The following is a 13,755-nucleotide window of genomic DNA, read 5'->3' on the forward strand; positions in this document are numbered from 1 at the left end:
ATGGAAAATAGCTTTGAAAAAAATTCTGCATATTATTCCAACAACAGATTTCGGCGGTATTACATCGATGGTTGTCGACATTTGGACGAATACGAATAAATCAATGTACCATTTTGATTTTCTATCGTTTAATAAAGGGCAATACCATGAGACATTAGTTCAACAGGGCTCCAAGATATTTTACGAAACATACATTACCCAGCAAGGACCACTTGCTTATATGAGGAAACTTTATCGAATCCTAAAGCAGCAACAATATGACGCAGTTCACGATCATACAGGCTATCGAGCGATCTTTACATTGCTGGCAGCTCGTTTAGCGGGTGTTCAATGCCGTGTTTTACACAGCCATACGAATGTTGCTGAGGAGTGGAACAATAAGATTATGTTAGCATTGTTGAAAAGACTAAGTGTTTACAATGCAACGAAATTGGTGGCATGTAGTCAAAAGGCGGGGGAATTTTGCTTTAGTAAAAGGCCTTTTGAAGTAATAGCAAACCCAATTGAACTTCAAAAAGTAAAATGTATATCATTTGAAGAGAGAAAAAAATGGAGAGAAGAACTAGGGATAAAAGATGATGAATTAGTGTTAGGGCATATTGGACGCTTTGTACCAGTGAAAAATCATTCTTTTTTAATTGAACTCTCCGTCTATTTAAAACAGCGGGGTATCCCTTTTCAACTATTTTTGATAGGGGATGGGCCTTTAGAGCAAGAAATTCACCAGCTCGTCCAACAAAAAAATGTAGAGGACTGTGTACGATTTTTAGGACAGCGTGCAGATATACTCACGCTCCTTCAACTCTTTGATAAATTTCTCCTGCCATCACACTTTGAGGGCTTTGGGATTGTCCTTTTAGAGGCACAAGTTTGCGGGACACCTGCTATTGTTTCTTCCTCTTTACCGAGAGAAATAGATTTACATATTGGTTTAGTGCATTATCTAGATCTACATGGAGAGATTGATAGTTGGCTTCAGGCCATTGTAACTCAGAATGGTCAAGTGGATCACCAAATGATTCATGACCATATCAAAATGAAAGGACTTGATGCACAAGCGATTGCAAGCAAATTATGCACGCTCTACATATAACGAAACTACATCGAAGGATGAGACTATTCAAAAGAAGATTAAAATTACGCATATCATCACGACCATTGGCCTTGGTGGAGCAGAGGCCATGCTTTATCGTCTCTTAGAAAACATGGATCGGGATAGTTATGAGGTAGAAGTCATCTGTTTAACGGAGATGGGAACGTATGGTGAGTTAATAAAAAAGCAATTAAATATTAAGGTAACGATATGCGATCTGCGTAGCAATCGTGTCAACGCATTTATGAATTGCTATCGTTTATGTCAAGAAAGCGACATTATTCAAACATGGATGTATCATGCTAATTTACTAGGATATATCCTAGCGATATTGCTAAAAAAGAAATTAATTTGGGGAATTCACCATAGTAATCTCAATAAACAAGATAATAAACGCCGGACAATTTTTATTGCCAAGCTTTGTGCAAAATTGTCAAAACGTGTAGATGCTATTATTTCATGTGGACCAAAAGTAAAAGAAATCCATGAAGCGATTGGCTACAGTGGTAAGCAGCATCGTGTCATTGTTAATGGCATCAACACAGATCAATATCAGCCAAGCACGAAGAGGCAATATTTTGTAGAACAATTTGACATCATCAATCAACCCATTTTATTGCATGTTGGCAGATGGGACCCATTAAAGGATTATGAAAATTTGATGGCTAGTGTAAAAAAGCTAAGGCAGCAACGGCAAGATTTTTATTTGTTTTTAGTAGGCTTTGAAATTGATGATGCCAATAGGGATTTACTACAACTGATTGAGTCGGCCCAGTTAGAGGAAGTGACGTTCTTATTAGGCAGTAGAGAGGATATTCCACAATTAATGGCAGCAGCTGATGTATTCGTTTTATCCTCAGTAGGAGAGGGGCTACCGAATGTGCTAGTGGAGGCATTGGCAAGCGGCACATGCTGTGTCACAACGAATGTTGGAGATTGTGCTTATTTGGTCGGGAATAGTGGTGAGGTTGTAGCTGCCAAGGATGCAGAGGCTTTAGCAAGTGGAATTAATACGGCTTTAAATTACAGTTCACGGCAATATGCACAAAAAGCGAGCCTTGGTCGTGAACATGTGTTAGCAAATTTTCAAATTCAACAGGTTGTTGCGCAATATCAATCATTATATCCAGCAATTCTAAAGGAAAGTCCATCCTAACTAATAGAAAGGTGTGCTCATGAAAGAAATAAAGATTGGAGCCATTCTTTCTTATATAACAATCGGCTGTACAATGCTCTCTTCACTCATTTTCACACCTATTATGATATCACTCCTTGGTCAGAAAGAATTTGGTCTATATTCCTTAATGATTGTACTTGTAGGTTATCTCTCCATTTTAGATTTGGGGTTAGGTAATGCTATTGTACGCTATATTGCTAGAAATCGAGCAGCAGCAGATCCAACATTAGAAGCAGCATTAAATGGATTTTTTCTGAAATTATTTGTTGGTATCGGCTGTCTTACTTTATTGATAGGATTTTTCTTATTTTCCCATGTGGATATTATTTTTGGGCAAAGCTTATCTGGGGAACAATTAGAAAAGGCAAGGCTAATGGGCTTTATAATGACGATTAGTTTAGCAATGCAATTTCCGTTAGGTGTCTTTACTTCCATCTTACAAGCATATGAAAAATTTATTTTTATTAAATTAACGACATTATTACAGGTGATTGTGCAGCCCCTGACAATGTTGTTTTTTCTTTTACAGGGAACAGATGCGGTGACATTGATCTATATTATTGCTATTTACAACATACTTTTTTTACTGTTAGATGCCATTTATTGCATGAAGGTACTGTCCATCCAATTCACATTTAGTCTCCAAAATACAACTCTCATAAAGGAAATTTTCATCTATTCATTTTTTATTTTTATTACTGTGATTGTTGATAAAATTTATTGGCAAACAGATCAAGTGTTATTAGGCATATTTAAGGGGACCGAGGATGTTGCCATCTATGCAGTAGCGATTCAAATTGTGTTGATCTTTATGTCACTGGCTTTAGCGATTAGCGGATTGTTTTTACCTCGTATTTCTATGCTAGTGACAAAAGAAGATGGCTTAGTAGAAATAAATCAGCTATTCGTAAAAGTTGGCGCGATTCAATTTTTAGTTGTGGGCTATATATTAGGGGGCTTTTTTCTTTTTGGTCAAGAGTTTCTAGTATTATGGCTAGGTCAAGAGTTTATTGCCATTTATGCGATTGTCCTCATTATTATGGTGCCGTTTAGTATTGATCTCATACAAAATCTAGGTCTTAATGTGTTGAAGGCAAAAAATTTGTTTAAATTTAGAACCATTTTATTAATCATTGTTGCCGTTGCAAATATTTTTGTATCAATACCGGCTATTTACTTTTATGGCAAAATCGGTACCGCGATTGTTACAGCTTGTTCATTATTTATTGGAAATGTAGTGATTATGAATATGTATTACCACAAGAAAATTGGCTTGGATATCTTTAGGTTTTGGCGAACTATTGGCAGGCTAGTACTGGCCTTTGTTGTTGCTATTTGCTGTAGTGAACTTTTATGGGAACTAACAAACCCTTCAGTTACTTGGCTATCTATTAGCCTATCTATTTTTTACTACACGCTACTGGCAGGTATCAGTCTATTTTGTATTGCTTTGACGAAAAAACAAAAATCAAAGTGGCTAGAGCTTTTTCGTAAAGGAGGCGCAATATTTTGGCGTCCAAAATCTTAGTGAGCGTTATTGTACCTGTTTACAATGCTGAGCCCTATTTGGAGAAATGTTTAACAAGCATTTGTCAGCAAACATTAAAGGATATTGAGATAATTGTCATTAATGATGGCAGTGAAGATCAATCATTAACGATCTTACAAAAGTTTGCACAAATTGATGCACGTATGACCATTTTTACGAATGCCAATAGTGGTGTTAGTAAAGCAAGAAATGTTGGAATACACCATGCCAACGGTCAATATGTTACCTTTGTTGATGCAGATGATTGGCTAGAGCTAACGATGCTTGAAGAATTGTATCAAGCATGTAAGCTGACAGGCTCTGCTATTGCAAAATGTGATTTATTTTGGCAAGCAGCGGAGGGCAGCAGGTCGTTATATTATCCATCCAACAGCTACTGTACTTACAGTGCCATTGGTTGTTTACACAAATTATTTACTGAAATAGGGGAAACACATTTTGGTTTTGCCAGCTGTAAATTGTATAAAAAATCCTTTTTAGATTTCCATAGGCTACGGTTTGATGAAGCGATGAGCTTTGCAGAGGATACAGTGTTTCTGACAAGGGCTGTCATACAAAATCAGTCCATCTGTTATGTTCCAAGACAGCTTTATTATTATAATGTGGCGAATGAAAGCTCTTTAACAAAAAAAGCCATGGTCCATTTACGACACAATTATGATGTATTGTATAAAAAGCTTTTGAAGGAATTACAGGATGGCGAGGTTTATGCGGAAGTGAAAAATAGCTTTTTGAATTACCAATTGGAGGGGCTATTGATTATTCTTCATCAAAGTGCTACTGCACAAGAGATGAAGTATGAGATTCAATCCTTTTTAAAGGCTTATCCAGACGTATTAAAGGTTAAGTTAATGAAACGAAAGATGAAACAAATTATTTTTTTAAAGCTTATCAAAAACAATTGGCTTACACTATCTTCAACACTAATTTATATAAATGTGAAAAAGCATCAAGTGATTTCGCGTTGTTAGATTGATCTTGATTTAGCCGATGTTTGAAATGAAGGCGCCAACTGAAATAGGGGAACACCAAAAGGGGCAATAACAGTGTGACCAATATCATGTTGCCTCAAAGCTACTGGCGGAGGTCATTGATATGGAAGAAAGCCTGCACGATGCAGGTTAGTTAATTGTTGTCACAGGTCGTGACGGTCTTAGGTTAACTTCTACTTGTTAGCTCGAAAAAATCTGGAAGCATTGTTTATCTGCGCAAAGGCGAAGTATCAGCGGCAATTACGCCGAGACGCAATTGATATTTTATTTTGCGTAATCCTCCTCCTAGCGTTACAATTAATGATGGTATTCAGGTGCGAAGTTAAAGTCTCTAAAGCATAATGATTTAGAGGCGTAATGGAAAGAAAGAGTGGTTAAAAAATGAAGGTTTTGTTTATTGGCGATATTGTAGGTTCAATTGGTCGAGATGCGGTGGAAAAATATTTACCTCGCTTAAAAAAGAAATATAATCCAGACGTTGTCATTGCCAATGGTGAAAATGCTGCGGCAGGACGTGGCATTACTCATAATATTTATAATAGCCTGCTACAAATAGGTGTAGATGTAATTACAATGGGTAATCACACATGGGACAATAAAGATATTTTCGATTTTATCGATGATGCGGATTATTTAATTCGTCCAGCTAACTTTTCAAGTGAGGCACCTGGTAAAGGTATGGTGCAAATTTCTAAAAACGGTGTGACATTATCTGTCATTAATTTACATGGTCGTGTATTTTTACCTCCTCATGAGGACCCATTCGAAATGGCAGATAAGCTAATAGAGGAAGCCCGTCAAACGTCACCACTTGTTTTCGTAGATTTTCATGCGGAAGCGACTAGTGAAAAGATTGCCCTTGGCTGGCATTTAGATGGCAAGGCTTCTGCGGTTGTGGGGACACATACACATGTACAAACGGCCGATGCAAGAATTTACCCGAACGGCACAGCCTATATCACGGATGTAGGTATGACAGGTCCATATGATGAGGTTTTAGGCATGACGAAGGATAGTGTCATTTATAAATTCCAAACAAATATGCCATCCCGTTTTGAAGTACCGAAAAAAGGACGAGAGGTTTTAAGTGGTTTCTTTGTAGAGATGGATGATCGAACAGGGAAAGCTACTGCCTGTGAACGAATTTATATAAATGAAGATTATCCGTTTCAAGGATAAATAAGTCGAAGTATGTTGGTTTACGACTCTTTTGCTGTGGATACAGGTTTATTTGTGAAACTAGTCTATTTCCGTTTTGCGGAGCATAAAATGTGCTACGGACAATAACTTGAGGTCCAAAAAGGGGGACATGAGTTGTTGAGCGTAAACACTATTCGCGAAACGGGGAGGAATAATTGTGGATTCATTAAAAGTATCATCACGCTCTAATCCAAATTCAGTTGCAGGTGCATTAGTCGCGGTAATCAGAGAAAAAGGGCAGGCAGAAATGCAAGCAGTTGGGGCAGGTGCACTTAACCAAGCCGTAAAAGCAGTGGCCATTGCACGCGGATTTGTAGCGCCAAGTGGCACAGATTTAATTTGCGCACCGGCGTTTGCCGATATTTTAATTGCTGGTGAAGAACGTACAGCCTTGAAGCTGCTCGTGGAAAAACGTATTCGATAAAAAAGTAATGAACTAAAATGCCTTGTCACATAATAACGTGGCAAGGCATTTTTTCGTTTTCCTGTTTACATATGATACATGTCACTTGAAATAGAGGTGTGATTTTGCTTGGATTTGAAAATTACAACTTTATGAACAGGATTTTCAGTCAAAGGTCTGATTTTCGCCTAAATCGTTGAGAAACAATAGTGCAGAAGGTTTCTTCGTGTTAAACTTATGAAGGAAAAATAATAGTACACATTGGATTTAAGGAGTTGTTGACATGTTACATCAGCTTTCATGGAAAGTCGGTGGGCAACAGGGTGAAGGGATTGAGAGTACAGGTGAAATTTTCTCAATGGCAATGAATCGTCTAGGCTATTTCCTATACGGTTATCGTCACTTCTCTTCTCGAATTAAAGGTGGCCATACGAATAATAAAATTACAGTTCGTCCAACAGAAGTGCGTGCAATTGCGGATGATTTAGATATTTTAGTGGCATTCGATCAGGAAACAATCGATGTCAATTATAAAGAGCTCACAGAAAACGGTGTTATTTTAGCGGATGCAAAATTTGACCCGGTCAAACCAGAAGATTCAAAGGCGCCATTATTTGCTGTTCCATTTACAGAAATAGCAGCAGAGCTTGGTACATCGTTAATGAAAAACATGGTAGCCATCGGAGCAACAGCATCATTGCTTAACCTAGAGGATGCAGTGTTCCAAAATGTTGTTGATGATATTTTTGGGAAAAAGGGCGAAGAGGTCGTTCAAAAAAATATGGAAGCCATTACACGTGGTCGTCAAATTATGAATGAGCTTTTGGGTGAACGTGTAGGCCAATGGGAACTTGCACCTGCAGACGGCAAACGTCGTATGTTTATGATTGGTAACGATGCAGTGGCACTTGGTGCATTAGCTGCTGGGACACGCTTTATGGCAGCATACCCAATTACGCCAGCTTCTGAAATTATGGAATACTTAATTAAGAAGCTACCGAAATTCGGTGGGACAGTTATCCAAACGGAGGATGAGATTGCTGCGGCAACAATGGCAATCGGAGCTAACTTTGGTGGTGTACGTTCCTTTACTGCTTCAGCAGGCCCTGGTCTTTCATTGATGATGGAGGCAATTGGTCTTTCCGGTATGACAGAGCAACCATTAGTAGTAGTAGACACGCAACGTGGAGGCCCTTCAACTGGACTACCAACAAAGCAAGAACAATCGGACTTAATGGCTATGCTTTACGGAACACATGGAGAAATCCCTAAAGTAGTCATTGCGCCTTCAACAATGGAGGAAGCATTTTTTGATACAATCCAAGCATTTAATATTGCAGAGGAATTGCAATTACCAGTTATTTTAATGACAGATTTACAATTGTCTCTAGGGAAACAATCGGTAGAACCGTTTGATTACGATAAAATTGAAATTCGTCGAGGTAAAATTGTGATTGATGACCTTGATGAGGCTGTCGATAAAGCCTACTTCAAACGCTATGAAGATACTGAAGATGGGATTTCACCTCGTGTTTTACCAGGTACATTGCATGGTATTCACCACGTTACAGGTGTTGAACATGATGAAACAGGGAAGCCATCTGAGGCAACGGGCAATCGTCAAACACAAATGGATAAACGCTTCCGTAAATTAGAGAGTTTGAAATTTGATAACCCTGTCTTTGTCAATGCACCACATGAGGAAGCGGATATCTTATTAGTAGGCTTTAACTCAACAAGAGGAGCTATCGAGGAAGTGCAAGAACGACTTAATGCGCAAGGAATGAAAGTGAATCATGCGCATATTCGTTTAATTCACCCATTCCCATCTGCGGAAATGGCACCTCTTGTAGCACAAGCGAAAAAAGTGATCGTTGTAGAAAATAACTATACGGGTCAATTGGCTAATATTATGAAGATGAATATTGGTGGTCACGATAAAATCGCGACAATCACTAAATATAATGGTACGCCATTCTTGCCAGGTGAATTAGAAAATCGTGTGAAGGAGTTGACTCTCTAATGGCAACATTTAAGGATTTTCGTAATACAGTGAAACCAAACTGGTGCCCAGGTTGTGGAGACTTCTCTGTACAAGCAGCTATTCAACGTGCTGCAGCAAATGTCGGAATTGAGCCAAATGAACTTGCTGTGATTTCAGGAATTGGTTGTTCAGGACGTATTTCGGGCTATATTAATTCTTATGGATTCCATGGTATTCATGGTCGTGCACTACCGATTGCACAAGGATTAAAAATGGCCAATCGTGATCTACATGTCATCGCTTCTGGTGGTGATGGTGATGGATTTGCTATCGGTATGGGGCATACAATTCATGCTATCCGTCGTAATATTGATATTACGTATATTGTAATGGATAACCAAATTTATGGTTTAACAAAAGGTCAAACATCGCCACGTTCTGCTGCTGGATTTATTACAAAATCTACACCAGGTGGAGCGATTGAACCATCATTGAAACCATTAGAGGTAGCATTAACAAGTGGTGCAACATTTGTTGCACAAGGCTTCTCTACTGATATTAAAGAGTTAACAGCTTTAATCGAAGCTGGTATCAACCATAAAGGCTTCTCATTTATCAATGTCTTTTCACCTTGTGTAACGTATAACAAAGTGAACACATACGATTGGTTTAAAGAGAACTTAACAAAACTAGCGGATGTAGAAGGCTATGATCACAATGATCGTGGTATGGCAATGCGTACAGTGATGGAGCATGAGGGCTTAGTAACAGGTGTTATTTATCATGATACGGAAACAACATCGTATCAAGAAAAAGTACCTGGCTACTCAGAGCTACCATTAACAGATATCGATATTAAAATGAGCGAAAATGATTTCAATGATTTAGTAAAAGAATTTATGTAAAAATGATAGAATCAAAGCATTTGGAATGAGGACATTCCAAATGCTTTTTTTATGCTTTAGTAAGGAATCGCGAGTAAAAGCCTAGCTACCACGAGTATTTGATATTGAATCCTTATAAAATCCTTATAATTGTTTTTTATACTAAGGTCATCGAAAGGATGATGACTAATGATGAAAGATTTAATATTGAAGATAGAAAATCTTAATAAGTCGTTTAAAGGGCAAAAAATTGTGGATAATGTATCGTTAGAAATCCAACGTAATACAGTCTACGGTTTACTTGGACCAAACGGAGCGGGGAAATCCACAACATTAAAAATGATGACAGGTATGTTACGACCAAATGCCGGAAATATCATTTTTAATGGACATACATGGACACGAAATGATTTACAGGACATCGGCGTGTTAATTGAAACACCTCCCTTGTATGACAATTTAACAGCAACGGAAAATTTACAAGTTCGCACGATAGCGTTAGGTCTACCGCAAAGTCGTATTGAAGAAGTATTAAAAATTGTAGATTTAACGAATACAGGAAAAAAACGGGCGGGGCAGTTTTCCTTAGGTATGAAGCAACGATTAGGTATAGCGATTGCGCTGCTAAACAAGCCAAAGCTGTTAATTTTAGATGAACCTACAAATGGACTGGATCCGATTGGTATACAGGAGCTTCGTCAGCTTATTCGCTCATTTCCAGAGCAAGGTATCACCGTTATTTTATCTAGTCATATTTTGTCTGAGGTGGAACAGGTCGTGGATGACATTGGCATTATTGCTGATGGCAAGCTTGGCTATCAGGGACCGGCACCACAAGGTCAGGAATTAGAATCACTGTTTATGCAGGTTGTAGCTACCAATAGAAAGGTAGGTTACTAGCATGATAGCCATAATGAAAGCGGAAAAATTAAAATGGAAGCGAACATTTATTGCCAAACTACTTTGGCTTACGCCCCTTGTGACCTTACTGATAAGTGCCGTGCTGATGGGTGGCGTGTATTTTCAAACAGGTGCTTATAACTGGTGGTATACTATGCTGCTGCCAGGTGCACTGACGATTTGCTGTGCCTTAGTGGTCGAAAAGGATAAAAAAATAAAATACCATAGTATTCTTGCTTTACCACTGGATCTTAAAAAGATTTGGCTAGGAAAAATAGTATCATTAAGCATATGGCTTCTTGTGATTACGATTATTTTCTTTGGGGGAATCACGGCTGGGGGCAGGCTATTCGGTCATAGTTTACCAATAGCGAGCAGTTTACTAAGTACTTTTGTTATTTTCCTGACGTTTTTGTGGCAAATACCTTTATGTCTTTTCCTAGCAGCTAAATTAGGCACCTATTTAACCATCTTACTCAATGTAGTAGCCAATATCTTAGGGATTGTTGCCTTTGCGGATGGGGAACTATGGTATTACTATCCATTTGCAATTGGTGCACGTTTATTATGTTCAACACTTGGCATATTACCAAACGGTCTACCAGTACCACAAGGCAGTCCTTTATTGGATAAAGGCGTTATACTTCCGGGCTTACTGATAGCACTAGCTTGGTTTATGATGATTAGCTTTCTTACTGCGAAGTGGTTCCAAAAAAGGGAGGCGAACTAGCGGATGGACATGTTACGATTATTGAGAGTGGAATGCCTTAAAACAAAACGAACACCTTTTTTGCTGACACATATACTTGTCCCCCTTGCTATTTCTGGGCTATTTCTAGCCTACTACTCCTATTCGCCATGGGATTTTCAAGGAAAAGTAACTGCCTATTTTCAGGGGTTAGCTTGTGGGCTACCGATTATTATAGGATTAGTATGTGCTATGGCATCTGAGCAAGAAGCAAACGCTGGTCGTTTCCAAGGCATGCTAGCTACAACAAACATAAAAATAAAGGCATACATGAGCAAGCTCATCTTATTATTATTGTTTAGCTTTGGAGCCATCTTTCTATCTATAGCTATTTTTAGTTTTGGCTTTAGAGAATTATTACATGAAGTAGATTTGAGCTATTCATTTTATAGTATGGCTGCTTGTATTCTATTCGGCAGTCATGTGATTTTCTATATGTTACATTTATTTGTAAGCCTCCAATTTGGTAAAGGCGCTTCCATTGGTTTAGGTATTGTAGAAGCGCTGTTGGTCGCCCTATTGCTTACAGGCTTAGGGGATCGTATTTGGCCCTTTTTACCTTATGGATGGAGCGGTCATTTTGTTTCATTATGGATTTTAACATCGATGGGAACAGATTTAACATTGCTCGAAACAAGTATTCAAACTGGCATAATGGCGTGCTTAGGGGGTATCCTATTGACTTTTGCGCTGTCTTGTTTATGGTTTTGGAGATGGGAAGGTAGAGCATCTGAAAATTAGAGGGTGAATTATGGCAAATATATTAGTAGTGGATGATGAAGTAGATATTTTAATGTTGATAAAAAATGCACTTTATAAAGATAATCACTTAGTAACCATTGTGTCCAAACCGACAGAAGTAGGAAAGATGGATTTAGGTTCCTTTGATTTAATTTTGCTTGATGTGATGATGCCTATTTTGGATGGCTTTACATTGTGTGGGCAAATTCGGCATGCTGTAGATTGTCCGATTCTTTTTCTTACAGCTAAATCCTTAGAAGAAGATGTGATGTATGGTTTAGGCTTAGGTGCAGATGATTATTTGATTAAACCATTTGGTATTGGAGAGCTACGGGCAAGGGTGAATGCGCATATCCGACGGGAAAGCAGAGAGAAGCGGAACATCCTTTATAGTGATAAAGTTCATTTCAATCTTTCTGGTAAAGAACTGTTTGTTCAGAATGAGCGCGTCCTGCTAACTAAAAGTGAGTATGAAATATGTGAATTTTTAGCACGGCATCGTGGGCAAGTTTTCTCAAAAGAACAGATATACGAATCAATTTTTGGATTTGATGGCAAAAGTGACAGTACAGCGATAACAGAACATGTCAAAAATATTCGGTCAAAGCTACATGCGTTTGACATAGATGTCATTGATACGGTTTGGGGGATCGGCTATAAATGGAGATGATAAAACCGAGGAAAGGAACACACCTTCATACATTTTTCCTGAGATACTTATTCTTTCTTTGCTTAAGTATCATTTTATTAGGGGCACTATTAATCGGTTTATTCATGTTTGCTTTTTCAGCTACTATTATTTTGCCAGCCAATTATGCTGAAACACAAATCACTTTAGCGAAAGACCGTATTGCTACAAGCAGTGAGGTCACAGATGATATGATTCCTGATCTTGTAGACTACGCAGTGATTTCTAATAAGGGGGAATTTCTTTCTGGTACTTTAACAGAAAAAGAGGCTTTCCATGCATGGCGTTTAAAGCAAAAGGGAGAGACGAAAAGTAATGTTCGATTTTATGCATTTGTTGAGCGAGAACAGGAAGTGTGTATTTTACGCTATGGTTTAGCCCCTGAGTATCGCTCACCTGTTATGAGAAAATATTTACCTAATCCCCAATTAACGGCTTTACTATTGTTTATTATAGGCGTTATCGTACAGGCAACGGTGCTTGCTGTGCATTTCGGCAGAAGACTTAAACGAAAAATGTTGGGCCTACAAGAAGCCATTGAAAAAATCCAACATCAAAATTTAGATTTTCATATAAAACCATCTGGGATTCGAGAAATTGATGATATTGCACTTTCCTTTGAGCAGATGAAGGAGGCATTAAATACTTCATTGACACAACAATGGCAGGCAGAAAGAGCACGCAGAGAACAAATTTCTGCACTTGCTCATGATTTGAAAACACCTCTTACGATTATTAGAGGAAATGCGGAACTTTTATTGGATACTGTTCAAGATGAAGTACAAAAAGAATACAACACTTATATATTAAAAAATACGCTAGAAATTGAAAAATTCACAAAGCAATTAATGGATATATCCAATATGGAGCAAAGTGTTGGTGGTGTAAAAACAACTGTAGTGCTGGCTTCATTTATTCAACAGCTAGAACAGCAAATGAAGGCGCTTGCTTTAGAAAAAAATCTTGAAGTTAGTGTAGAAAAGGATAAACTGCCTGATGCCTTTATGATAGAGGAGGAGCTTTTTTATCGGGCTTTATTAAATTTGATCGTTAATGCTATAGAGCACACGCCACATAATAGCAAAGTCACTTTATCTGTTCAGGGAGAGGCCGATATAATTCATTTTACTGTGATGGATAGTGGGGCTGGTTTTTCATCGCAAGATTTAAAGAGAGCCACAAAGCAATTTTATCGGGGAGATCCAAGTAGAAATGCAGCAGACCATCATGGCATGGGGCTTTATATTGCCGAGTCCATCATTCAAAAACATGGTGGAACACTAACGTTGGCTAATGATTCAATAACGGGAGGAGGAAAAGTGATAATCACTATTGCGACGTCTTAATTATAAGATGTCTTTTTTTATTGTTAGCGATCAATCGCGAGTAAAAGTAC

The 13,755-nt window shown here is 38.2% G+C and carries 13 protein-coding genes; all 13 read left to right on the forward strand.

Features of this window, described 5'->3' with window-relative positions; all coding sequences use genetic code 11:
* Positions 1–13: 13 nt before the first annotated feature.
* The 13 genes from NST76_RS05385 to NST76_RS05445 all read left to right on the forward strand — a co-directional run bounded on the left by NST76_RS05385 (position 14) and on the right by NST76_RS05445 (position 13,705).
* Positions 14–1,093, forward strand: a complete 1,080-nt coding sequence (locus NST76_RS05385) for a glycosyltransferase (RefSeq protein WP_342544703.1) — start codon at positions 14–16, stop codon at positions 1,091–1,093.
* Complete coding sequence (locus NST76_RS05390) at positions 1,050–2,249, forward strand: glycosyltransferase (protein WP_230593791.1); 1,200 nt, start codon at positions 1,050–1,052, stop codon at positions 2,247–2,249. Before NST76_RS05385 ends, NST76_RS05390 begins: the two co-directional genes overlap by 44 nt.
* A gap of 19 nt (positions 2,250–2,268) precedes the next feature.
* Positions 2,269–3,798, forward strand: coding sequence for an oligosaccharide flippase family protein (locus NST76_RS05395; RefSeq protein WP_089932019.1), 1,530 nt, complete (start codon positions 2,269–2,271; stop codon positions 3,796–3,798).
* Entirely contained in the window at positions 3,780–4,790 is a 1,011-nt protein-coding gene (locus NST76_RS05400; protein WP_342544704.1) for a glycosyltransferase family 2 protein, read from the forward strand. The genes NST76_RS05395 and NST76_RS05400 overlap by 19 nt, the downstream gene beginning before the upstream one ends.
* 402 nt (positions 4,791–5,192) lie before the next feature.
* Entirely contained in the window at positions 5,193–5,990 is a 798-nt protein-coding gene (locus tag NST76_RS05405; RefSeq protein WP_342544705.1) for a TIGR00282 family metallophosphoesterase, read from the forward strand.
* A gap of 178 nt (positions 5,991–6,168) precedes the next feature.
* A complete protein-coding gene (locus NST76_RS05410) occupies positions 6,169–6,435 on the forward strand; it encodes a stage V sporulation protein S (protein WP_004224903.1) in 267 nt (88 codons plus the stop codon).
* A 262-nt stretch (positions 6,436–6,697) separates the two neighbouring features.
* Positions 6,698–8,437, forward strand: a complete 1,740-nt coding sequence (locus tag NST76_RS05415; RefSeq protein ID WP_342544707.1) for a 2-oxoacid:acceptor oxidoreductase subunit alpha — start codon at positions 6,698–6,700, stop codon at positions 8,435–8,437.
* The gene (locus tag NST76_RS05420) at positions 8,437–9,303 is read left to right on the forward strand and encodes a 2-oxoacid:ferredoxin oxidoreductase subunit beta (protein ID WP_058843921.1); all 867 of its coding nucleotides are present in this window, start codon (positions 8,437–8,439) and stop codon (positions 9,301–9,303) included. Before NST76_RS05415 ends, NST76_RS05420 begins: the two co-directional genes overlap by 1 nt.
* 171 nt (positions 9,304–9,474) lie before the next feature.
* Positions 9,475–10,182 (forward strand): lantibiotic protection ABC transporter ATP-binding protein, encoded by a 708-nt coding sequence (locus NST76_RS05425; protein WP_036121278.1) that lies wholly within the window; start codon positions 9,475–9,477, stop codon positions 10,180–10,182.
* 1 nt (position 10,183) lies between these two features.
* Entirely contained in the window at positions 10,184–10,912 is a 729-nt protein-coding gene (locus NST76_RS05430; protein ID WP_036121245.1) for a lantibiotic immunity ABC transporter MutE/EpiE family permease subunit, read from the forward strand.
* A gap of 3 nt (positions 10,913–10,915) precedes the next feature.
* Positions 10,916–11,671: a lantibiotic immunity ABC transporter MutG family permease subunit gene (locus tag NST76_RS05435; protein ID WP_342544708.1), complete on the forward strand. Its 756-nt coding sequence runs from the start codon at positions 10,916–10,918 to the stop codon at positions 11,669–11,671.
* Between the two features lie 10 nt (positions 11,672–11,681).
* Entirely contained in the window at positions 11,682–12,341 is a 660-nt protein-coding gene (locus NST76_RS05440; protein ID WP_342544710.1) for a response regulator transcription factor, read from the forward strand.
* Positions 12,332–13,705, forward strand: coding sequence for a HAMP domain-containing sensor histidine kinase (locus tag NST76_RS05445; protein WP_342544712.1), 1,374 nt, complete (start codon positions 12,332–12,334; stop codon positions 13,703–13,705). Before NST76_RS05440 ends, NST76_RS05445 begins: the two co-directional genes overlap by 10 nt.
* The last annotated feature ends 50 nt before the right edge of the window (positions 13,706–13,755 follow it).

This window comes from Lysinibacillus sp. FSL W7-1291, from assembly GCF_038593415.1.
Taxonomy (GTDB): Bacteria; Bacillota; Bacilli; order Bacillales_A; family Planococcaceae; genus Lysinibacillus; species Lysinibacillus fusiformis_D.

Bases quoted from the DNA above. Each gene is read 5' to 3' on its own strand.
- NST76_RS05390 (WP_230593791.1), top strand. From the start codon at position 1,050: ATGCACAAGCGATTGCAAGCAAATTATGCACGCTCTACATATAACGAA.
- NST76_RS05395 (WP_089932019.1), top strand. From the start codon at position 2,269: ATGAAAGAAATAAAGATTGGAGCCATTCTTTCTTATATAACAATCGGC.
- NST76_RS05405 (WP_342544705.1), top strand. From the start codon at position 5,193: ATGAAGGTTTTGTTTATTGGCGATATTGTAGGTTCAATTGGTCGAGAT.
- NST76_RS05415 (WP_342544707.1), top strand. From the start codon at position 6,698: ATGTTACATCAGCTTTCATGGAAAGTCGGTGGGCAACAGGGTGAAGGG.
- NST76_RS05420 (WP_058843921.1), top strand. From the start codon at position 8,437: ATGGCAACATTTAAGGATTTTCGTAATACAGTGAAACCAAACTGGTGC.
- NST76_RS05425 (WP_036121278.1), top strand. From the start codon at position 9,475: ATGAAAGATTTAATATTGAAGATAGAAAATCTTAATAAGTCGTTTAAA.
- NST76_RS05430 (WP_036121245.1), top strand. From the start codon at position 10,184: ATGATAGCCATAATGAAAGCGGAAAAATTAAAATGGAAGCGAACATTT.
- NST76_RS05435 (WP_342544708.1), top strand. From the start codon at position 10,916: ATGGACATGTTACGATTATTGAGAGTGGAATGCCTTAAAACAAAACGA.
- NST76_RS05440 (WP_342544710.1), top strand. From the start codon at position 11,682: ATGGCAAATATATTAGTAGTGGATGATGAAGTAGATATTTTAATGTTG.
- NST76_RS05445 (WP_342544712.1), top strand. From the start codon at position 12,332: ATGGAGATGATAAAACCGAGGAAAGGAACACACCTTCATACATTTTTC.